Raw genomic sequence first — 21,384 nt, forward strand, 5'->3', positions numbered from 1 at the left:
CCACCCCCCAGGTCATCCACTCGACAGGGGGCAACAGTCATACCGGGCCCGGAGGCCAGCGGCCCTCTTGCAGGACCGCGAAGAAGATAACGGGGGGCCGGGTACGTACCAGGTGCTCGGCCTGGTCGAGGACCGCTCCGGATGTCCTTCGGGGCCACCGGTCCCAAGGAGTCGACGATCGCCGTCGGCGGACCGTACGGCGTGAGCTACGCGAGGAAAACGCAGACGGAACGGGGGAGTTGAGCGAAGTGCGTGATCATGTGCCGTTGCCGGCCGGACTGTCGCTGCGCACCTGGGTGCCCTCCGACGCCCGGGCCGTGCTGCGGGCGTTCGGGGAACCCCTGATGGAGCGGCAGTGCGACGCGCCGGTCGCCACGCTCGCGGACGCCGAGCGGTGGATCGAACGGCGGCGCGGCCAGTGGCGCGGTGGGACCGCCTACGCCTTCGCCGTGACCGACGGCGCCGACCAGGCGCTGGGCGGTGTGGCGGTCGGGAGTCCGGACCCGCGGCACGGCACCGGGTGGATCTCCTACTGGACCACCTGCGCGGCCCGCGGCCGGGGCGTGGCGACCCACGGCTGCCGGGGGATCGCCCAGTGGTGCTTCACCGAACTCGGCCTGTTCCGCCTCGAACTGGGGCACCGCACCGACAACCCCGCCTCCTGCCGGGTGGCGTGCGCGGCGGGGTTCGCCGCCGAGGGCGTGCAACGGCAGAAACTCGCCTGGGACGGCGTCCGGTACGACGTCGAGACGCACGCGCGGCTCGCGACCGACCCGTACCCGGTGTAGCCGCGAACGGCTCCGCCCGTACCTCGCGCGGTCGCGAACGGCTCGGCCCGCACCCGGGGCAGTGGGAGCACTGCGCCCGGGGGCGCCGCTGGGCACGAGGGGGAGGAGGCGCGAGGGCACAGGACGTGGACGGCGCGGCGCCCGGCATGCTCGCGTGAGCCCTGTACGCGCCCCCCGGCCGCGCGGCAAGAATGCGCCGTGCCGGACGGGCGGACGACCGAGGGCCCGGCCGCCCGGCACTCCACTTCCAGGAAGGCAGGTCGGCCGCGGTGCTCTTGCGTCTGCCCACATCCGTGTCCGAAGCGCGGCACTGCGTGGCCGAGGGGGCCGTCCCGATAGGCGGGGCGACCTTGGTGTGGGCCACCTGGCAACGCGACGGGTTTCCCGAACAGGCCATGTCCCTGCGGGAGTTGCCCGAGGCCAACGTCATCGGCCCGGAGACACTGGGTGCCGCGGTGGTGCTGCACCGGATCGACGAACGGGTCCCGGAGGTGCTGCGCCGGGCCGCGGCCACCGTCGGCACCGGGGCCGTGCGCCGGACGGCCACCGTCGGCGGCAACCTCGTGGGCAGCTCGCTGCGCTGCCTGCTGCCCGCCGCCCTCGTCCTGCGGGCCCGCGCCACGGTGCTGGACGCGGAAGGCGTCCGGGAGGCCGGTCTGGCCGAGGTCACGGCCAAGGGCCCCCTCCTCCTCGGCCTCCACTGGCGTACCCCGCTCGCCGGCGCGTACCGCAAACTGCCGGGCGAGGCGGGCGGGCCGCCGCCCCTGGTCGTCGCGTCGGCCCTGCACGCCGAGGCGGGGGGAGGCCGTAGTCTCCACGTCGCCGTCCGCGACGGCTACGACGTACGGGACGACAGCGTCGTGTGCGACGGCGGTGCCGCACCCGCGCTCGACGCGCTGCGGACGACCACCGCCTTCGGGGACCTGCCCGCCGCCGCCTGGGAGCAGGTACGCGGCCAGACCACGGACCTCCTCGCCGCAGCCGAGGGGGCGTGATTGGAAGGGGCGTGACCGGACGGGGCGGCGGGCGGGGTGTGACTGGCGGTCGGTGTGACTGACGGGGTGTGGCTGGTCCGGTGCGGCCGGTCGGGCCCGGCCGGTCGGGCCCGGGGGCCTCTTTGCCGGAGTTCCGGAGTCCCACCGTCCCGGAGTCCCGCCGTCCCGTAGTCCGGGCCTCCCGCCGTCCGGCCGTCCCGTTCGGCGTTCCGCGCGATGACGGCTTTCCACGCACTCCCGGCGACGACCTTGGAGGCGCTGGAGGCCGAGGCACGCTCCCTCCTGGACCTGCCGGCCGCCCGCGAGCCGCGGGTGTACGGCCGGTGCGGCCACTGGTGGGCGAAGCCGCCCCCGGCCGCCCAGGGGCGACGGGCCCGGCCCCCGACCCGCCAGAGACGGCCCGCCTGAGAGGCGGCCTCCCGGCGCCCCTGGCGCCCGCGCTCCTCGCCGCGCCCTGTTCGTTCAGACATGAATGAACACCTCGGAGCTGACCGGTGACGCGTCCCTGGCGGCCTCGTCGTGCTGCCGGAGCCTGCGCGGCCGTGACCGCGTGCGCGCGGTTCGGCTGGTCCTTCGCCGCGGCGGGTGCCTCCCGCCCCCCTTCGGCGGCAAGAACGTCACCCCGGTGGCAGCGCCCCGGATCCGCACCGGCCCCGCGCCCCCGCGTCCGGCGGTACCCCGCCGCCGGACGCGGGGGCGCGGGGCGCTACCGTCCCGGGGGACCTGTACCGACTCGTCCCCCGGTGGGCGAAGGAGACCGATACGCATGACGGCGGACGCGATGACCGGCATGTCGCTGCCGGCGGGCCACCTGGCGGAGCCGACGGTGGGCAGGCTGCTCACCTCGTGGCAGCCGGACGTGCCCGCCCTGGTCCTGGTGGCCGTCCTCGGCGGGCTCTACGGGTGGGGCGTGCTGCGGCTTCGCCGCCGGGGCGGGTCCTGGCCGGTGGCCCGCACCGCCGCGTTCGTGCTGCTCGGGCTCGGCGCGCTGGTGGTGGCCACGATGTCGGCGCTGGCCGTCTACGACCACGTCCTGTTCTGGCCGGCCGCCGTGCAGAACGTCCTGCTCGACCTGCTCGCGCCGCTCGGTCTCGCCCTCGGTGACCCGCTGCGGCTCGCCGTCGAGGCACTGCCCGAGCCGCGGGCGGCCCGGGTCCGGAGGGCCGTCACCGGCCGGGTCGTGCGCGTACTGACCTTTCCGCTGGTCAGCACGGCGCTGGTGCTCACCACCGAGCTGGTCGTCTACTTCACGCCGTACTTCGCCACCGCACTGCGGGTGGGCTGGCTGCACCAGCTGATGTACCTGCACCTGCTGGCGGCCGGGTGCCTGTTCGTCGTCCCGGTGCTCACCCGGGAGCAGACCCTGCCCGCCTGGTGCACGCACCCGGTCCGCGCCGCGCTCGTCTTCCTGGACGGCCTCGTCGACGCGGTGCCGGGCGTCGTGGTGATGACCCACGGCACGCTGATCGCCGGTGCCTGGTACCTCCACCACGCTCCCGCCTGGGCCCCCGACGTCCGCCACGACCAGCAGATCGGCGGCGGGGCCATGCTCAGCATCGCGGAACTGGTCGCGCTGCCCTTCCTGCTGGCCGTCCTCGCGCAGTGGGCCCGCGCCGAACGCCTCCAGAACGCGGCCCTCGACCGGCGCCTGGACGAGGAGCGTGGCACGGCACTCGCGACGGCGGGCGCCTCGGCCGCCGGCTCGGTGGACGGTGCTCCGGCGCCGCGCCCGGCCGAACCGCCCGCGCCCGAGCGGGTGCGCCCCTGGTGGGAGACCGAGCACAACGAGGTGGCCGACCGGATCCGCCGCCAGCACGGCGACCACTGAGCCGGCACGGCCCCCGGTGACGCCACCGCGCCCGTGAGGCGGACGGACCGCGCGGTCGCTGACCCCGCGCAGCCGTGGGGCCGCCCCTCGCGCCGCTCCCGTCCCGCCCGCTCACCCGATCGGCCCAGCGTCGGCCGGTGAGCCGCGCCGTCGGTGTGTCCGGTTCGCCGGACCGGTGCGGTGGTGCCGCGCGCCGGGCCGGGGCGCGGTGTCTCATGCGCGCGGAGGGCGTACGCCCCGCCCGCGCACCGTCCGTGAAGGCGTCCGGCGGCCCCGGTCCGGCGCGCGCCGGAAAAGGCACCCTTGCACACTGCAAGGGCGGGTACCCGGGGGAGCGTCGGCGGCACGGGCCCGCCACCCCGGCAGGGCCGGTGACCGGCCACGGAGCCGGCAGGCCCGGGTCGCCGGGACGCCCCGCACGGTCCAGGAAGGCGGTTGCCGCTGATGAGTCGTACACCCCCGCTCGACGCCCCCACGGTGGACGTCACCGCCCTGGAGGCGGCGCTGCGCGAGTCCGTGGACGCCGAGGTCCGGTTCGACGCCGGGAGCAGAGGCGCGTACGTCACGGACGGCTCCAACTACCGCCAGGTGCCGCTCGGCGTGGTCGTGCCCCGCACCGTGGAGGCGGGCGCGGAGGCCGTGGCGGTGTGCGCCCGGTTCGGGGCCCCGGTCCTCTCCCGCGGCGGCGGCACCAGCCTGGCCGGGCAGTCCACGAACACCGCCGTCGTCATCGACTGGACCAAGTACTGCCACGCGCTGATCTCCGTCGACCCCGACGCCCGCACCTGCGTGGTCGAACCCGGCATCGTCCTGGACGAGCTGAACCGGCGCCTTTCCGACCACCGTCTCCAGTTCGGCCCGAAACCCTCCACGCACAGCCACTGCGCGCTCGGCGGCATGATCGGCAACAACTCGTGCGGCGCGTCCGCGCAGGCGTACGGGAAGACCGTCGACAACGTGCGCCGGCTGGAGATCCTCACCTACGACGGCCTGCGGACGTGGGTGGGCCCCACCTCCGAGGCCGAGCGGGCCCGGATCGCCGCCGAGGGCGGCCGCAAGGCCGAGATCTACGCCGGGCTCGACCGCATCGCCACCGAGTACCTGGCGGACATCCGGCGCGGCTACCCGAAGATCCCGCGCCGGGTCTCCGGCTACAACCTCGACTCCCTGCTGCCCGAGAACGGCTTCGACGTCGCCCGCGCCCTGGTCGGCAGCGAGGGCACCCTGGTGACGGTCCTGCGGGCCGAACTGGAACTCGTGCCGGTGCCGCCGTACCAGTCGATCCTGGTCCTCGGCTACGAGGACATCTGCCGGGCCGGGGACGACGTCTCCCGGGTGCTCGAACACTGCTCGCCCAGCCAGCTGGAGGCACTGGACGGGCGGATGGCGCAGCTGATGCGCGAGGAGGGCGCCTACCTCGACTCCCTGCGCGTCCTGCCGAAGGGCGACAGCTGGCTGCTGGTGCAGTTCAGCGGGGACAGCCAGGAGGCCGTCGACGAGCAGGCGCACGCCCTGCTGCGCGCCCTCGGCCGCAGCGAGAAGGATCCGGACGTCGCCTTCTCCGACGACCCGGAGCGCGAACAGGAGATGCTCAAGGCCCGCGAGGCGGGACTCGGCGTGACCGCGCGGCCCCCGGACGACCGGGAGACCTGGGAGGGCTGGGAGGACTCCGCCGTGCCGCCCGAGCGCCTCGGCGACTACCTGCGCGACCTGAAGAAGCTGTTCGAGGAGTTCGACTACGACCACCCCTCGCTGTACGGGCACTTCGGGCAGGGCTGTGTGCACACCCGGATCCCCTTCGGGCTGAAGACGGCCGAGGGCGTCGCCGACTTCCGCCGTTTCCTGGAGCGCGCCGCCGACCTCGTCTCGTCCTACGGCGGCTCGCTGTCGGGCGAGCACGGCGACGGCCAGTCCCGGGGCGAGCTGCTGGTACGGATGTTCGGGCCGCGTCTGGTGACCGCGTTCGGCGAGCTGAAGAGGCTGTTCGACCCGGGCGACCGGATGAACCCGGGCAAGATCGTCGACCCGAACCCGGTCGACGGCCAGCTCCGCCTCGGCGCCGACTGGCGGCCGGCCACACCCGAGACGCACTTCGGCTACCCGGAGGACGACCACTCCTTCACCCGCGCGGTGATGCGCTGCGTCGGCATCGGCAACTGCCGCAGCCACGAGGGCGGCGTCATGTGCCCCTCCTACCGCGCCACCTGGGAGGAGGAGCACTCCACCCGGGGCCGGGCCCGGCTGCTGTTCGAGATGCTCGACGGCCACGCGGACTCCACGGTCACCGACGGCTGGCGCTCCACCGAGGTCAAGGACGCGCTCGACCTCTGCCTCGCCTGCAAGGGCTGCAAGTCGGACTGCCCGGTCAACGTCGACATGGCCACCTACAAGGCCGAGTTCCTCTCCCACCACTACGAGGGCAGGCTGCGTCCGCCCGCCCACTACTCCATGGGCTGGCTGCCGCTGTGGGCCCGCCTCTCCCGCGTCGCCCCCTCCCTGGTCAACACCCTCCTGCGCGCGCCCGGCCTGTCCCGGGCGGGCAAGGCGCTGGCCGGGGTGGCCGAGGAGCGGCAGGCCCCCGTGTTCGCCCGGCAGTCCTTCCTCGAGTGGTGGCGGGAACAGGACGCCGAGGAACCCGACCCCGCCGACCCGCGGACCGTGGTGCTGTGGCCCGACACCTTCAGCACCTACTTCCACCCCTCCATCGCGATCTCGGCCGTACGGGTCCTGCGCGACGCGGGCTTCAAGGTCGCCGTCCCCACCGAACCGGTGTGCTGCGGCCTCACCTGGATCTCCACCGGGCAGCTCGACACCGCCAAGAAGGTGCTGCGCCGCTCCCTCGACGTGCTGCGCCCCTACCTGGACGCGAGCACGCCGATCATCGGCCTGGAACCCTCCTGCACGGCCGTCTTCCGCTCCGACGCGACCGAGCTGATGCCCGCCGACCTGGACGTCAAGCGGCTGGCCGGCCAGGTGCGCACCTTCGCCGAGCACCTGGTGCACCACGCGCCCGACGGCTGGCAGCCGCCGAAGCTGTCCCGGCAGGCCACCGTGCAGACCCACTGCCACCAGCACGCGATCATGAAGTTCGACGCGGACCGGGAACTCATGCGCCGCGCCCACCTCGACGCCGACGTCCTGGACGAGGGCTGCTGCGGCCTGGCCGGCAACTTCGGTTTCGAACGCGGCCACCACGAGGTCTCCATGGCCGTCGCGGAACAGGGCGTCCTGCCCGCCGTCCGCGCGGCCGCCCCCGACAGCCTGGTCCTCGCCGACGGCTTCAGCTGCCGCACCCAGATCGAACAGGGCGGCACCGGCCGCCGCGCCCTGCACCTGGCCGAGGTGCTTGCCCTCGGCCTGGACGGGAACCTGCCCCAGGAGCAGCCCGAACGGCTGGCCACCCGGCCCGCCGAACCGTCCCGCGCGGCCCGCTGGGCGGCCACCGCGGGCGTCGCGGCCCTGACCGCGGCGGCCGTCACCGCGGCCGGCCGGACAGCCGTCCGCTCCCTGCGCCGCCCCTGACCGGGCGCGCCCTGACCGAGCCCTGAGAACGCACCCTCCGGAAAGGTTTTCCGCACATGTCGAAGAAAGTCTCCGACCACCTCCTCGAGCGTCTGCGCGACTGGGGTGTGGAGTATGTCTTCGCCTACCCCGGCGACGGCATCAACGGGCTGCTCGCCGCCTGGGGCCGGGCCGACGACAACCCCCGGTTCATCCAGGCCCGGCACGAGGAGATGGCCGCGTTCGAGGCCGTCGGCTACGCCAAGTTCTCCGGCAAGGTCGGCGTGTGCGCGGCCACCTCCGGCCCCGGCGCCATCCACCTGCTCAACGGCCTCTACGACGCCAAGCTCGACCACGTCCCGGTCGTCGCGATCGTCGGCCAGACCAACCGCAGCGCCATGGGCGGCTCCTACCAGCAGGAGGTCGACCTGCTGAGCCTGTACAAGGACGTCGCCTCCGACTTCTGCGAGATGGTCACCGTCCCCGAGCAGCTGCCCAACGTGCTGGACCGGGCGATGCGCACCGCCATGGCCCGCCGCTCGGTGTGCGCCGTGGTCATCCCCGCCGACGTGCAGGAACTCGACTACTCGCCGCCCGAGCACGCCTTCAAGATGGTCCCCTCCAGCCTCGGCATGTCGCACTACGCGCCGGTCCCCTCCGACGAGGACCTCACCCGCGCGGCCGAGGTGATCAACGCGGGCGAGAAGGTGGCCATCCTCGTCGGGCAGGGCGCGCGCGGGGCCCGGCAGGAGGTCATGGCGGTGGCCGACCGGCTCAACGCCGGCGTCGCCAAGGCGCTGCTCGGCAAGGACGTGCTGGACGACGAGCTGCCCTACGTCACCGGGGCGATCGGCCTGCTCGGCACCAGGCCGTCGTACGAGATGATGGAGAACTGCGACACGCTGCTCGTCATCGGCTCCTCCTTCCCGTACACCCAGTTCATGCCGGAGTTCGGGCAGGCGCGGGCCGTGCAGATCGACATCGACCCGCACATGGTCGGCCTGCGCTACCCGTTCGAGGTGAACCTCGTGGGCGACGCCCGCGAGACGCTGACCCGGCTGCTGCCGCTGCTCAAGACGAACAAGAACAAGAGCTGGCGCAAGACCATCGAGAAGGACGTCGCGCGGTGGTGGGAGGTGATGCAGCGGCGGGCCGCCGTCGACGCCGAACCCATCAACCCCGAGTACGTCGCGCACGCCCTGAGCGACCTGCTGCCCGACGACGTCATCCTCGCCTCCGACTCCGGCTCCGCCGCCAACTGGTACGCCCGTCACCTCAAGCTGCGCGGCGCCATGCGCGGCTCGCTGTCCGGCACGCTCGCCACCATGGGCCCCGGAGTGCCGTACGTCATCGGCGCCAAGTTCGCGCACGGCGACCGTCCGGCGATCGCCCTGGTCGGCGACGGCGCCATGCAGATGAACGGCATGGCCGAGCTGATCACCATCGCCAAGTACTGGCAGGAGTGGCAGGACCCGCGCCTGATCGTCGCCGTCCTCAACAACCAGGATCTCAACCAGGTCACCTGGGAGATGCGCGCCATGGCCGGCGCTCCTCAGTTCCTGCCCTCCCAGTCGATCCCCGACGTCGCCTACGCCGACTTCGCCCGCTCGCTGGGCCTGAACGGCATCCGGGTCGAGGAACCGGACGGCGTCCGCGGCGCCTGGGAGAGCGCGCTCAGGAGCGACAAGCCGTGCGTGCTGGACTTCGTCACCGACCCGGCCGTGCCGCCCATCCCGCCGCACGCCACCCTCGACCAGATCGAGGCCGCCGCGACCTCCGTCCTCAAGGGCGACAGCGACCGCGCCGGCATGGTCCGCCAGGGCTTCAAGGCCAAGGTGCAGGAGTTCCTGCCCGGCGGCCGGCACCGCTCGGACCGGCCGGGCGCCGAGGAGGGCCGGTGAGGCACGGTCCGGTGACGGCGGGGGCGGGCGCCGCGGTGCCCGCCCCCGCCGCGCGGACCTCCACGACACACGGTGAGGCCCCGCGGACATGAGCACCACATCCTTCCCCCCGCACGCACTGCACGACTACGCGCTGCTCGCCGACGGCGAGCGCGGCGCCCTCATCGGCCAGGACGGCGCGGTCAACTGGCTGTGCGCGCCGACCTGGCACGACGACGCCGTCTTCGCCTCCCTCATCGGCGGCCGGGGCGTCTACGCGGTCACCCCGCGCGGCCGGTACGTCCCCGGCGGCTACTACGAGGAGGGCACCCTGATCCGGCGCAGCCGCTGGATCACCACCGACGGGGTGATCGAGTGCCGCGAGGCCCTCGCCTTCCCCGGCGAGCGGGACCGCCTCGTCCTGCTGCGCCGCCTGATGGCCGTCGACGGCACCGCGCACGTGCGCGTCGTCCTGGACGCCCACGCCGACTACGGCCGCGCCCCCTCCTCCGTCCCGCACCGGGACGACGACGGCGTCTGGCACGTCAACTCCGGCCGCCACCGGCTGCGCTGGCAGGGCGCCCCGACGGCGACCGTCCGCGCCGAGGGCCTGACCGCCGACCTGGTCCTGGCACCCGGCGAGCACCACGACCTGGTCCTCGAGTGCTCCGACGCGCCGCTGCCCCGCACCCCGCCCCGGGCCGGCCACGCCTGGGCCGCCACCGAACAGGCCTGGCGGGAGAGCGTGCCCGCCCTGGACCGGACCGTCGCCCCCGGCGACGCCCGCCGCGCCTACGCCGTGCTGCGCGGGCTGACCACGCACGGCGGCGGCATGGTCGCCGCGGCCACCACCAGCCTGCCCGAACGCGCCGAGGCGGGCCGCAACTACGACTACCGGTACGTGTGGATCCGCGACCAGAGCCTGGCCGGGCAGGCGGCGGCCGCCGCGGACGCCCCCGAACTCCTGGACGCCGCCGTCCGTTTCGTGCGCGAACGGCTGCTGGACGACGGCCCCGGCCTCGCCCCCGCCTACACCGTGCACGGCCGGCCGGTCCCCGGCCAGCGCGAGCTGGACCTGCCCGGCTACCCCGGCGGCTCCAGCCGGATCGGCAACCACGTCGAGAAGCAGTTCCAGCTGGACTGCTTCGGCGAGGCGCTGCTGCTGTTCGCCGCCGCCGAACGCGCCGGCCGCCTCGACACCGACGGGCGGCGGGCCGCCGAGGTCGCGGTCCGGGCGATCGCCGAACGGTGGCGGGAACCCGACGCCGGTATCTGGGAACTGGACCCCGAGCACTGGACCCACAGCCGGCTCACCTGTGTCGCCGGACTGCGCGCCCTGGCCGCTGCGGCACCGCGCGCCGCCGGGACCGGCACCTGCGACCGGCTCGCCGACACCCTGCTCGCCCACACCGCCGCCACCAGCGTGCACCCCGACGGCCACTGGCAGCGCACCCCCGACGACCCCAAGGCCGACGCCGCGCTGCTGCTGCCCCCGCTGCGCGGCGCCCTGCCCGCCGACGACCCGCGCACCCGCGCCACCCTCGCCGCCTGCCGCGACCAGCTCGCCCAGGACCACTTCATGTACCGCTTCCGGCACGACGACCGGCCCCTGGAAGAGGCCGAGGGAGCCTTCCTGCTGTGCGGGTTCGCCATGGCGCTCGCCGAGCACCAGCAGGGCAACGAGACCGACGCCTACCGCTGGTTCGAACGCAACCGCGGAGCCTGCGGATCGTCGGGACTGTACGCGGAGGAGTTCGACGTCGCCCAGCGGCAGTTGCGCGGCAACCTTCCCCAGGCCTTCGTCCACGCCCTGCTGCTGGAGGCCGCCGCCCGCCTCCCGAAGGAACCGAGTTCACCGGCGGACACCGCCGGGTAAGGAGCCCACCCATGCCCCAGACCGTCGTCATCACCGGTGCCAGCGCCGGCATCGGCCGCGCCACCGCCCGCCTGTACGGCAGGCGCGGCGCCAACGTCGTGCTGCTGGCCCGCGGCCGGGCCGGCCTGGACGCCGCCGCGCAGGAGATCGAGGCGCTCGGCGGCCGGCCCCTCGTCCAGGTCACCGACACCTCCGACGCCGGGCAGGTCGAAGCCGCCGCCGACGCCGCCGAGGAGGCCTTCGGCCCCGTCGACGTATGGATCAACTGCGCGTTCAGCAGCGTCTTCGCGCCCTTCGACGAGATCACCGCCGAGGAGTACGAGCGGGTGACCCGGGTGACGTACCTGGGCTTCGTGAACGGCACCCGGGCCGCGCTGAAGCGGATGCTGCCCCGCGACCGCGGCACCATCGTGCAGGTCGGCTCCGCGCTCGGGGAGCGGGCCATCCCGCTGCAGTCGGCGTACTGCGGCGCCAAGCACGCCATCAACGGATTCACCTCCTCGCTGCGCACCGAACTCCTGCACCGCGGCAGCAAGGTCCGGGTGACCGTCGCCCAGATGCCGGCCGTCAACACCCCGCAATTCTCCTGGGTCCGCTCCCGGCTGCCCAAGCACCCCCAGCCGGTGCCGCCGATCTACCAGCCGGAGGTCGCCGCCCGCGGGGTCGTGCACGCCGCCGACCACCCCGGCCGCAAGCAGTACTACATCGGCGCCAGCACCGTGGCCACCGTCTGGGCCAACCGGCTCGCCCCCGCCCTCCTCGACCGCTACCTGGCCCGCACCGGCTTCGACTCCCAGCAGACCGACCAGGTGGCGCCGACCGGCGAGAGCAACCTCTTCGAACCGCTGGACCGGCCCGGGGGCGACGACCGCGGCGCCCACGGCGCCTTCGACGACTCGGCGCACAGCCGCTCCCTGGAAGCCGCCCTGGCCCGCCACCCCGCCGCCGTCGCCTCCGTGATCGCCGTCGGCGCCGTCGGTGCCGTGGCCGCGAGGGCGGCGCTGGGCAGGGGCGCCCGCTCCGACGCCGCGTGAGGAGACCGCGATGACCCTGACCGAACGCCCGCACCGCCTCCTCGACGAGGCGACCGACATCGTGGCCATCGTGGGCGGGGTGACCCGCGACCGGGCCCGTGCCGTGCTGCGCGCGATGGCCGCGCACACCCGCATCAAGGAGCAGCACGTGGCCGAACTCGTCGTCGAATGGGCCACGTCGGGGCGGCTGCCGGCCGACCTGCTGCGCGAGCTGAGACACCAGCTCGACAGCGGGCGCGGGGCCCCGGCCCCCGGACCGGCCCGCTGACAGGAGGGCGGTGCGCGCGGCGACGGGACGCCGGGACAATCCCTGCCGGGCACCGTTGTCCTCTGCAATGATGCTCCGCGCCTGATCGTTTCCGCCCGTACGGGCGGAGCGGCGGAAGGGGGACACCATGGCACAGCGTGACACCGACCGGGGACGGACCCGGTCCGGTGGCCGCTTCGGGCAGGCCGCGCTCGACCGTGAGGCCGAGGAGCTGAGCGTGGCCGTGATGGCCGCGTCCCGGCTGTTCGTGGCGATCTCCGCCCGCGCCCTGGCGTCCACCGCGGACTCGCTGACCCTGCCCCAGCTGCGGGCGCTGGTGGTGCTGGACACCTGCGGACCGGTCAAGCTGGTCGTGCTCGCCGCCACCCTGGGCGTCAACCCGTCCACCGCGCTGCGCATGGTGGAACGCCTGGAGGCGCTCGACCTCGTCGACCGCAGGACCAACCCGGCCAACCGGCGCGAGGTCGTGCTGAGCCTCACCGGCGGCGGCCACGAACTGGTCAGCCGGGTCCTCGACCGGCGCCGTGCCGAGATCCGCCGCCTGGTGCAGCGGCTGCCCGCCCAGGAACGGGCCGCGCTGGTCCCCGCCCTGCACGCGCTGACGGAGGCGGCGGGGGAGACGGCGGTGGACGCCTACGACGACGCGCGCAGGGACCGCGGCGTCGTGGACGACGCCCTGGACCCGGCCGCCCCGCCGGACACGTGAGCCGGGCGCACCGGGGCGGACGGGCGCCTGCCGGGCCCGGCGAGCGAACGGGAACGCCCGCCCCGGCGGGCGACACGCTTTCGGCGCTGCCCCGAAGGAGCAGCGCTCTCCCGCCGGGGCGGCCATCGCGTCCACGGCCGGAGCGCGCGCCACCCGACACCCCGTCGGCGCTGTGGGCCACCGGGCCTTCACGGTCCCGCCGTCCGGTCCGGCCGCGTACCCCGGCTGCGCCGACCCGCCCGGCCCCGGAGGACCCGACACCACGGCGGACCTCACGTGTTCCAGGCTGAGCGAGCCCCTTCCGGTGACCGCACGGCAACCGCCGTCGCTGCCGTGGGCTCCTGGCCCCGGGTACCCGGCGACGCCCCGGACGGGCCACCACAACGAGCCGAACCGGTGGAGCACCCGCTGCAATGGACGGGTGACCGCGCCCCCCGACGACTGCCTCGCGCGCAACGAATGGATCTGCGGTGCCTACCTGAGCACCCGACGGCACATGCTGCTCGACGCCGTGCTCCAGCACCTGCGCCTGACCGCCCTGGCCGTGCTCATCGGGCTCGTCGTCGCGCTCCCGCTCGCTGTGCTCGCCCGCCGCCTGCGCTGGACGGCGGCCCCCGTGCTGGCCCTCACCACCGTCCTCTACACCATCCCCTCACTGGCCATGTTCTCCCTGCTCCTGCCCCTGTACGGCCTGTCGGCCGGCCTCGTCGTCGCGGGCCTGGCGCTGTACTCGCTCACCGTGCTCGTCCGCAACCTCCTCGCCGGACTGCGCGCGGTGCCCGAGGAGATCCGGCAGGCGGCCCGCGGCATGGGATACGGTCCCGTCCGGCTGCTGCTCGCGGTCGAACTGCCGCTCGCCCTGCCCGCCGCGACGGCCGGACTGCGCGTCGCCACCGTCTCGGCGGTCTCCCTGGTCACCGTGGGCGCGATCGTCGGCTTCGGCGGGCTCGGCAACCTCATCTACGCGGGCATGAACACCTACTTCAAGGCCCAGGTGCTCACCGCCTCCGTGCTGTGCGTGGTGATCGCCGTCGCCGCCGACCTGCTCCTGCTCGGCGTCCAGCGCGCGGTCACCCCCTGGACCCGGGCGGCGCGCCGGTGACCCGCGCGGCGGGGGAGAGGGCCCCGCGCCCATGAGCACGCTCACCGACGCCTGGGGATGGCTCACCGACCCCGCGCACTGGACGGGCGAGGACGGCATCGCGCACCGCCTGCTCCAGCACCTGCTGCTCACCGTCGTCTGCCTCGCCGTCAGCTGCCTGATCGCCCTGCCGGTCGCGCTCGTCCTCGGCCACCTCGGCAAGGGCGGCGCCCTCGCCGTCAACATCTCCAACGCCGGCCGCGCCGTGCCCACCTTCGCCGTCCTCGTCCTGCTGCTGCTCACCCCGGTCGGCCGGTGGGGCGAGGGACCCACGGTCGTGGCCCTCGTCCTGTTCGCGGTGCCGCCGCTGCTGACCAACGCCTACGTCGGCATGCGGGAGGTGGACCGCGACGTCGTGCGGGCGGCGCGCGGCATGGGGATGACCGGCGGCCAGACCCTGCGGCGCGTCGAACTGCCCCTGGCGCTCCCGATGGTCCTGAACGGGGTGCGGATCGCCGCCGTGCAGCTCGTCGCCACCGCCACCATCGCCGCCCTGGCCGGCGGCGGCGGCCTCGGCCGGATCATCACGGCCGGCTTCAACCTGGCCGACACGCCGCAGGTGGTGGCGGGCGCCGCCCTCGTCGCCGCGTTCGCGCTGGCCGTCGAGGCCGCCTTCGAGGCCGCCGAACGGCTGGCCCCCCGACACGGCCGGGGCGGCACCCGGTGACAGCCCCCGCCGTACGCCCGCCGGCCCTGCTGCTCCTGCTGCTCCTGCTCGGCCCGCTCGCCGCCTGCGCCGCCGGCCCGTCCCTGGAGGACCGCGGCCGGGTCACCGCACCGCCCGGCGACAGCAGACACCTGACCGTCGGGTCCGCGGGCTTCACCGAGAGCGACCTGCTCGCGCAGATGTACGCCCTGCTCCTGGGCCAGGCCGGGTACAGGACGTCCCTGATCACCGTCGCCAACCGCGAACTGTACGAACCGGCCCTGGAGTCCGGCCGGATCGACGTCGTCCCCGAGTACGCGGCCACCTTCGCGGACTGGCTGAACGCCAAGACCCACGGCGCCGACGCGCCCCCGGCCGGCTCGCCCGATCTCGCCGCCACCATGAAGGCCCTGCGCGCCCTGGCCGCCCCCCGCGGCCTGACCGTCCTCGACCCCGGCCGGGCCGTCGACCAGAACGCCTTCGCGGTGAGCCGCGCCTACGCCCGCGCGCACGGCCTGAAGACCCTCGGCGACCTCGGCGCCTCGGGCCTGAAGGTGCGGCTCGCCGCGGGCGACGAGTGCGTGCGGCGGCCGTACTGCGCACCGGGGCTGAGGAAGACGTACGGCATCGACGTCACCGGCGTCGACCCCAAGGGCGTCGGCACCGTCCCCGCGAAACAGGCGGTGGCCGGCGGCCGCGACCAGCTGGTGCTCACCACGACCACGGACGCCACCCTGGACGCCTTCGGTCTCGTCCTCCTCGCCGACGACAAGCATCTGCAGAACGCCGACTACGTCGTCCCCGTCGTGAACCGCGCCCGCGCCGGGGGCCGGGCGGTGACCGAGGTGCTCGGCAGGCTCAACGCCGTCCTCACCACCGCCGACCTCGCCGCGCTGAACCAGCGCGTCGACGACTGGCGCCGCCTGCCCTCCGACGTGGCCCGCGCCTACCTGAAGGAGAAGGGCCTGCTGAAGTGATCCGGCGCGGACGTCTTCGACGCGCCCGCACGCCCGGTGCGCGCCCCCGGCCCGCCGCCCGGCGCGCGGTCAGGCACACCGAGTCGAAGCCGATGTGCCCACCGGGTCAGGCGTCCGCCACCGAGTCGAAGCCGACCTGCCCGCGCGGCACCCCGCGCGCGTCCGCGTCCACCGAACGGCGCAGCGCCTCGTGCAGCTTCGCCGGAGTCAGCACGCCGAGGAAACGCGCACCGTCCAGCACGGCGACCCAGCCCGCGTCGTGCTGGAGCATCACCCCGAAGGCCTGTTTCAGCGGGGCGCCCACCGGCACCCACGCGTTCATCCGGTGCGCCAGGTCACCGACCGCGCCGCCCGCGCCCAGCGCGTCCAGGCCGACCCAGCCGTGCAGGTTCCCGAAGGTGTCGAGGACCACCGCCCAGCGGGCGCCCGCGGCCCGCAGCCGTCCGGCCGCGCGCTCGGCCGGCTCGTCGAGCCGGGCGACCGGCGGCTGCTCCAGATCGCCTTGTTCGACCGCCGTGACCGACATCCTCTTCAGACCGCGGTCGGCGCCCACGAACGAGGCGACGTACCCGTTCGCCGGAGTGCCCAGCACCGCGGCGGGCGTGTCGAACTGCTCGATGCGCCCCTGCCCGTACACGGCGATGCGGTCGCCGAGCCGCACCGCCTCCTCGATGTCGTGGGTGACCAGCAGCACCGTCTTGCGCACCGCGGCCTGCATGCGCAGGAACTCGTCCTGCAACTGCTCGCGCACCACCGGGTCCACCGCCCCGAACGGCTCGTCCATCAGCAGCACCGGCGGGTCCGCGGCCAGCGCCCGCGCCACGCCGACCCGCTGCCGCTGACCGCCCGAGAGCTGCTCGGGGTAGCGCGGCCCGTACGTCGCCGGGTCCAGGCCCACCAGCTCCAGCAGCTCGGCGGCCCGCGCCCGCGCCCTCGCCCGCTTCCAGCCCAGCAGCGCGGGCACGGTCGCGGTGTTGTCGAGGACCGTGCGGTGCGGGAAGAGACCGACCTGCTGGATGACGTAGCCGATCCGGCGGCGCAGCCGCACCGGGTCGACGGCGGCGACGTCCTCGCCGTCCACGAGGACGCGGCCCGAGGTCGGTTCGACGAGCCGGTTGACCATCATCATGGTGGTGGTCTTGCCGCACCCGGACGGCCCGACCAGGGTGACGAGTTCGCCCTCGGCCACCTCCAGGTCGAGGCCGTCCACGGCCGTGGTCCCGTCCGGGTACCGCTTGGTGACCTGCTCGAACCGGATCATGTTCTCACGCTAGCCGCGTCCTTCACTCCCCGCTCACCAGCACCACCTCCAGGGTGCGCGGTCCGTGCACCCCCTCCACCCGGTCCAGCTCGATGTCGCTGGTCGCGGAGGGGCCGGAGATCCAGGTCAGCGGGCGCCGCGGATCCAGACGGGCCAGGGCCTCGGGCACCGAGGAGACCACCTGGCCCGGGACGCGGACGACGCAGACGTGGTGGTCGGGGACGAGCGTGATCCGGCGGCGGCCCTGGCCGGCGGAGCCGTCCAGCACGATCGTGCCGGTCTCCGCGACGGCGACCGCGCAGCCGGTGACCACACTGTCGACGCGGTCCAGTTCGTGCGGCGAGCTGTCCGCCCGGTCCTCGACCCGCGTCACCCGTGCCTGCGCCGTCCACGCCTCCTCCAGGCCCGGCGGCACCAGGACGGTCGCCGAGCCCCGCTCGGCGAGCAGCCGGGCGATCAGGGCGGGCAGCCCGGCCGCGTCGGTGCGGTGCACCAGCGCCCGGTAGTCGGCCAGGTTCGCGGCCAGCAGCTCGACCGTCGCCGGGACGTCCAGGTCGCCGTGCCGGCGCAGATAGTCCCGGACGACCGCCTGCTCGTAGGGCGTGTCGTCGGGCGGTACGTCCGCCAGCGCGCGCCGCACCCGGCCCAGGATCCGTTCCCTGCTGCTCACGTCGTGCCCTCCTCGCCGCCGTGCGTACGCTGCCACCAGTCCCGGAACGGCTCCGCGGGCAGCGCGGGCAGGTCCCGGGACCCCGTCCAGGCCCGGCCCGGACCGGGCAGGGTGCGCGGGTGGAAGCGCCGGGTGCGCGACGCCAGCCGCTGGCCGCCGCGCAGCAGGGCCGGGTGGGTGAGGGCGACGCGGGCCGCGCGCATCGCCGCCCGCTCGGCCCGGTGTCCCCGGGCGGGCCTGAGTACCACCTTGTTGCCCTCGCGGGTCGCCCCGCCGCCCTGCGCTACCCGTTCCCGCAGGTGCACCAGGACCTCGGGGATGTCGATGGCGACCGGGCACACGTCGTAGCAGGCGCCGCACAGCGAGGACGCGTACGGCAGGGAGGCGTCGATCGCGCTGCCGGTGCCGCGCAGCTGCGGGCTCAGGACGGCGCCGATCGGCCCGGGGTACACCGAGCCGTACGCGTGCCCGCCGGCCCGCTCGTAGACCGGGCACACGTTCAGGCAGGCCGAGCAGCGGATGCAGCGCAGGGCCTGCCGGCCGACCTCGTCGGCGAGGGTGTCGGTGCGCCCGTTGTCGAGCAGCACGAGGTGGAAGGTGGCCGGCCCGTCCCCGTCGGTGGTGCCGGTCCAGGTGGACGTGTAGGGGTTCATCCGCTCGGCGGTGGAGGAGCGGGGCAGGGTCTGCAGGAAGACCTCCAGGTCCTGCCAGGTCGGCACGATCTTCTCGATGCCGACGACCGAGATCAGCGTCTCGGGCAGAGTCAGGCACATGCGTCCGTTGCCCTCGGACTCCACGACCACCAGCGTGCCGGTCTCGGCCACCACGAAGTTGGCGCCGGAGATGCCGACCTTGGCGCGCAGGAACTTCTCCCGCAGGTGCAGCCGGGCCGCCTCGGCGAGTTCGGCCGGTGCGTCGGTCAGGCCCTCGGGGGCCGGACGCCCCCACTCCTTCATCTCGGAGCGGAAGATGTCGCGGATCTCCCCGCGGTTGCGGTGGATCGCGGGCACCAGGATGTGGGACGGCCGGTCCTTGCCCAACTGCACGATCAGCTCGGCGAGATCGGTCTCGTAGGCGCGGATGCCCTCGGCCTCCAGCGCCTCGTTGAGCCCGATCTCCTGGGTGGCCATCGACTTGACCTTGACGACCTCGCTCTCGCCGGTCGCCCGGACCAGGCCGGCGACGATCCGGTTCGCCTCGGCCGCGTCGACCGCCCAGTGGACGGTGCCGCCGGCCGCGGTGACCGCCTCCTCCACCTGCACCAGGTAGCGGTCCAGGTGGCGCAGCGTGTGGTCCTTGATGCGCCGTCCCGCCTCGCGCAGCAGCGCCCAGTCGGAGACCTCGGCCACCGCCTTGGCCCGTTTGGCGCGGATGGTGTGCGTGGCGTGGTGCAGGTTGCCGCGCAGCGTCGCGTCGCGCACGGCCTCGCGCGCGGCCGCCGGGAACGCCGGCATGCCGACGAACGTACCGCTCATGCCAGGGGCTCCTCTTCCGTGCTCGCCAGGATCTCCGCGATGTGCACCGGCCGCATCCGGCTGCGCAGCCGGGTCATCGTCCCGCCGATGTGCATCAGACAGGAGTTGTCGGCCGCGCACAGCACCTCGGCGCCGGTCGACTCGGCGCCGCGCACCTTGTCGGCGCCCATCGCCGCGGAGACGTCGGGGTTCTTCACCGCGAAGGTGCCGCCGAAGCCGCAGCACTCCTCGGCACCGGGCAGCTCCACCAGTTCGAGACCTTTCACGGCCTCCAGCAGCCGCCGGGGACGGTCCCCGAGACCCAGCGCGCGCAGCCCGTGGCAGGTCGGGTGGTAGGTGACGGTGTGCGGGTAGTACGCCCCCACGTCCGTCACGCCCAGCACGTCGACCAGGAACTCGGTCAGCTCGTACGTCTTCGGCACCACCGGTGCCAGCGCGCGGGCCAGCGAGTCGCCTCGCCCCTCCGCCCGCGCCCGTTCGCCCATGCGCGGATACAGCTCCCGCACCATCGCACCGCAGGACCCGGACGGTGTGACGATCGCGTCGTAGTCCCGGAAGACATCGGAGAACTGCCGGGCCAGCGGCTCCGCCTCGTGCCGGTACCCGGTGTTGTAGTGGGCCTGTCCGCAGCACGTCTGTCCCAGCGGGAAGTCCACCCGGACGCCCAGTCTGGTCAGCAGTTTCACCACCGCGCGGCCGGTGTCCGGATAGAGCGTGTCATTGACGCAGGTCAGGAACAGGGCGACACGCATCGAGGCTCCTTGTGGTCGGTCATCGGACGGGTGAAGCGTAGTCAGGCGGGCAGCGGGGCGGGAGACCCCGGGACCGCTCCGGGCGTGGCGGTGCGGGCGCCCCGCTCCCGGCCCGGCCCCGGCCCCGGCCGGGTGACCTCACGGCGCGGTGCCGAGCCGGGCCCCGGCCGCCCGCCACGCCGCCGCGTCGCCGCGCGGCTCGTACCGCGTCAGCGACCGGGTACGGGCCAGCAGGCGCCGCATCCCCGCCCGGTCACCGACGAGCCCGTGCGCCCGGGCCTGCACCAGCACGTTGCCGAAGGCGGCGGCCTCGGTGGGCCCGGCCACCACCGGCAGCCCGCACGCGTCGGCGGTCAGCTGGCACAGCAGCGCGTTGCGGGTGCCGCCGCCGACGACGTGCACCACGTCGACGGAACGGCCGGCCAGGTGCTGCGCCTGCCCGATCGCCCGCCGGTGGGCGAGCGCCAGGGAGTCGAGGATGCACCGGGTGGTCTCGGCGGGCGTGCCGGGCACCGGCTGTCCCGACGCCCGGCACGCCTCGGCGATCCGCTCCGGCATCCGCCCGGGCGCCAGGAACGCCGCGTCCCCCGCGTCCACCACCGACCGCAGCCCGGGCACGGCCGCCGCCTGCCGCAGCAGCCCGCCCAGATCCGGCTCGCCCCAGGCCCGCAGGCACTCCTGGAGCAGCCACAGGCCCATGATGTTGCGCAGGTAGCGGACGGTGCCGTCGAGCCCGAGTTCGTTGGTGAAGTTCGCGGCGCGGCTCTCCTCGGTGAGGACCGGCGCGTCCAGCTCCAGACCCGCCAGCGACCAGGTTCCCGTGCAGATGTACGCGAACCGCTCGCCGGTGGCGGGCACCGCGGCCACCGCCGACGCCGTGTCGTGCGAGGCGACCGTGGTGACCGGCACCGGTCCGGTGAGCCCGGTCTCCTCCAGCACGGCGGGCCGCAGCAGCCCCGCCGGATCGCCCGGCCGGCGCAGCGGCGCGAACAGGCCGAGGTCGATCCCGAGCCGGTCCGCGACCTCCCGCGACCAGCGCCGCGTACGCGGGTCGACGAGCTGGGTGGTCGAGGCGTTGGTCAGCTCGGTGCCCTCCTCGCCCGTCAGCCAGTACGTCAGCAGGTCGGGGACGAGCAGCAGCCGCCGGGCCGCCGCGAACCGCGCCGTCGAACGGGCCGCCATCAACTGGTAGAGGGTGTTGAACGGGGCGTACTGGATCCCGGTCGCCGCGTACAGCTCCGCGGCCGGCAGCGTCGCCCACACCTTCTCGGCGACACCCTCGGTGCGCGCGTCGCGGTAGTGCACCGGGTTGGCGAGCAGCGCCCCCTCGGCGTCCAGCAGTCCGTGGTCCACGGCCCAGCCGTCGATGCCGACGGAATCCACCGCACCGGCCGCCCGCAGCCCGTCCAGGACGCCCGCGTACAGGCCGAGCACGTCCCAGTGCAGGCCCTCGGGAAGCCGCACCGGCCGGTTGGGGAACCGGTGCGCCTCGGTCAGCTCCAGGATGTCCGGGCCGACGCGGCCGACCATGACGCGCCCGCTGGACGCGCCGAGGTCGACCGCGGCGTACGTCCGCATGTGCGCTC

The 21,384-nt window shown here is 74.6% G+C and carries 17 protein-coding genes; 12 read left to right on the forward strand and 5 right to left on the reverse strand.

What is annotated here, in order from left to right:
- Positions 1-248 precede the first annotated feature (248 nt).
- The 12 genes from ABZ719_RS19955 to ABZ719_RS20010 all read left to right on the forward strand — a co-directional run bounded on the left by ABZ719_RS19955 (position 249) and on the right by ABZ719_RS20010 (position 15,640).
- Positions 249-788 carry a GNAT family N-acetyltransferase gene (locus ABZ719_RS19955; RefSeq protein WP_366726590.1) on the forward strand — a complete coding sequence of 180 codons (540 nt, stop codon included), beginning with the start codon at positions 249-251 and terminating at the stop codon, positions 786-788.
- A gap of 269 nt (positions 789-1,057) precedes the next feature.
- On the forward strand, positions 1,058-1,783 hold the full coding sequence (locus ABZ719_RS19960) for an FAD binding domain-containing protein (protein ID WP_366726502.1): 726 nt from the start codon (positions 1,058-1,060) through the stop codon (positions 1,781-1,783).
- A gap of 766 nt (positions 1,784-2,549) precedes the next feature.
- Positions 2,550-3,611 (forward strand): cytochrome c oxidase assembly protein, encoded by a 1,062-nt coding sequence (locus ABZ719_RS19965; protein WP_366726503.1) that lies wholly within the window; start codon positions 2,550-2,552, stop codon positions 3,609-3,611.
- Between the two features lie 444 nt (positions 3,612-4,055).
- Positions 4,056-7,133 carry an FAD-linked oxidase C-terminal domain-containing protein gene (locus ABZ719_RS19970; protein WP_366726504.1) on the forward strand — a complete coding sequence of 1,026 codons (3,078 nt, stop codon included), beginning with the start codon at positions 4,056-4,058 and terminating at the stop codon, positions 7,131-7,133.
- Positions 7,134-7,189: 56 nt separating this feature from the next.
- Entirely contained in the window at positions 7,190-9,013 is a 1,824-nt protein-coding gene (locus tag ABZ719_RS19975; RefSeq protein WP_366726505.1) for a thiamine pyrophosphate-requiring protein, read from the forward strand.
- Positions 9,014-9,101: 88 nt separating this feature from the next.
- Entirely contained in the window at positions 9,102-10,868 is a 1,767-nt protein-coding gene (locus tag ABZ719_RS19980) for a glycoside hydrolase family 15 protein (RefSeq protein WP_366726506.1), read from the forward strand.
- Between the two features lie 11 nt (positions 10,869-10,879).
- Entirely contained in the window at positions 10,880-11,902 is a 1,023-nt protein-coding gene (locus ABZ719_RS19985) for an SDR family oxidoreductase (protein WP_366726507.1), read from the forward strand.
- Between the two features lie 10 nt (positions 11,903-11,912).
- Positions 11,913-12,170 (forward strand): hypothetical protein, encoded by a 258-nt coding sequence (locus ABZ719_RS19990; protein WP_366726508.1) that lies wholly within the window; start codon positions 11,913-11,915, stop codon positions 12,168-12,170.
- A 127-nt stretch (positions 12,171-12,297) separates the two neighbouring features.
- Positions 12,298-12,876: a MarR family transcriptional regulator gene (locus ABZ719_RS19995; RefSeq protein WP_366726509.1), complete on the forward strand. Its 579-nt coding sequence runs from the start codon at positions 12,298-12,300 to the stop codon at positions 12,874-12,876.
- A gap of 421 nt (positions 12,877-13,297) precedes the next feature.
- Positions 13,298-13,978, forward strand: a complete 681-nt coding sequence (locus ABZ719_RS20000; protein WP_366726510.1) for an ABC transporter permease — start codon at positions 13,298-13,300, stop codon at positions 13,976-13,978.
- Positions 13,979-14,009: 31 nt separating this feature from the next.
- Complete coding sequence (locus ABZ719_RS20005; protein ID WP_366726511.1) at positions 14,010-14,684, forward strand: ABC transporter permease subunit; 675 nt, start codon at positions 14,010-14,012, stop codon at positions 14,682-14,684.
- A gap of 26 nt (positions 14,685-14,710) precedes the next feature.
- Positions 14,711-15,640 (forward strand): ABC transporter substrate-binding protein, encoded by a 930-nt coding sequence (locus ABZ719_RS20010; protein ID WP_366726591.1) that lies wholly within the window; start codon positions 14,711-14,713, stop codon positions 15,638-15,640.
- 106 nt (positions 15,641-15,746) lie between these two features.
- On the opposite strand, the gene ABZ719_RS20015 is transcribed toward ABZ719_RS20010, so the two are convergent.
- From ABZ719_RS20015 to ABZ719_RS20035, 5 genes are all read right to left on the reverse strand, one after another.
- Entirely contained in the window at positions 15,747-16,901 is a 1,155-nt protein-coding gene (locus ABZ719_RS20015; protein WP_366726512.1) for a betaine/proline/choline family ABC transporter ATP-binding protein, read from the reverse strand.
- A 22-nt stretch (positions 16,902-16,923) separates the two neighbouring features.
- On the reverse strand, positions 16,924-17,571 hold the full coding sequence (locus tag ABZ719_RS20020; protein WP_366726513.1) for an LUD domain-containing protein: 648 nt from the start codon (positions 17,569-17,571) through the stop codon (positions 16,924-16,926).
- A complete protein-coding gene (locus ABZ719_RS20025; protein ID WP_366726514.1) occupies positions 17,568-19,046 on the reverse strand; it encodes a lactate utilization protein B in 1,479 nt (492 codons plus the stop codon). Before ABZ719_RS20025 ends, ABZ719_RS20020 begins: the two co-directional genes overlap by 4 nt.
- On the reverse strand, positions 19,043-19,798 hold the full coding sequence (locus ABZ719_RS20030) for a (Fe-S)-binding protein (protein WP_366726515.1): 756 nt from the start codon (positions 19,796-19,798) through the stop codon (positions 19,043-19,045). Before ABZ719_RS20030 ends, ABZ719_RS20025 begins: the two co-directional genes overlap by 4 nt.
- A gap of 138 nt (positions 19,799-19,936) precedes the next feature.
- Complete coding sequence (locus ABZ719_RS20035) at positions 19,937-21,376, reverse strand: rhamnulokinase family protein (protein WP_366726516.1); 1,440 nt, start codon at positions 21,374-21,376, stop codon at positions 19,937-19,939.
- Positions 21,377-21,384: the final 8 nt, after the last annotated feature.

The sequence above is a fragment of the Streptomyces sp. NPDC006743 genome (assembly GCF_040703815.1).
Lineage (GTDB): Bacteria > Actinomycetota > Actinomycetes > Streptomycetales > Streptomycetaceae > Streptomyces.

Excerpts from the sequence above, each read along its gene's own strand:
- ABZ719_RS20015 (WP_366726512.1), bottom strand. The coding sequence starts at position 16,901 with ATGATCCGGTTCGAGCAGGTCACCAAGCGGTACCCGGACGGGACCACG.
- ABZ719_RS20025 (WP_366726514.1), bottom strand. The coding sequence starts at position 19,046 with ATGAGCGGTACGTTCGTCGGCATGCCGGCGTTCCCGGCGGCCGCGCGC.
- ABZ719_RS19980 (WP_366726506.1), top strand. The coding sequence starts at position 9,102 with ATGAGCACCACATCCTTCCCCCCGCACGCACTGCACGACTACGCGCTG.
- ABZ719_RS19995 (WP_366726509.1), top strand. The coding sequence starts at position 12,298 with ATGGCACAGCGTGACACCGACCGGGGACGGACCCGGTCCGGTGGCCGC.
- ABZ719_RS20035 (WP_366726516.1), bottom strand. The coding sequence starts at position 21,376 with ATGCGGACGTACGCCGCGGTCGACCTCGGCGCGTCCAGCGGGCGCGTC.
- ABZ719_RS19975 (WP_366726505.1), top strand. The coding sequence starts at position 7,190 with ATGTCGAAGAAAGTCTCCGACCACCTCCTCGAGCGTCTGCGCGACTGG.
- ABZ719_RS19965 (WP_366726503.1), top strand. The coding sequence starts at position 2,550 with ATGACGGCGGACGCGATGACCGGCATGTCGCTGCCGGCGGGCCACCTG.
- ABZ719_RS20005 (WP_366726511.1), top strand. The coding sequence starts at position 14,010 with ATGAGCACGCTCACCGACGCCTGGGGATGGCTCACCGACCCCGCGCAC.
- ABZ719_RS19970 (WP_366726504.1), top strand. The coding sequence starts at position 4,056 with ATGAGTCGTACACCCCCGCTCGACGCCCCCACGGTGGACGTCACCGCC.
- ABZ719_RS19990 (WP_366726508.1), top strand. The coding sequence starts at position 11,913 with ATGACCCTGACCGAACGCCCGCACCGCCTCCTCGACGAGGCGACCGAC.
- ABZ719_RS19985 (WP_366726507.1), top strand. The coding sequence starts at position 10,880 with ATGCCCCAGACCGTCGTCATCACCGGTGCCAGCGCCGGCATCGGCCGC.
- ABZ719_RS20030 (WP_366726515.1), bottom strand. The coding sequence starts at position 19,798 with ATGCGTGTCGCCCTGTTCCTGACCTGCGTCAATGACACGCTCTATCCG.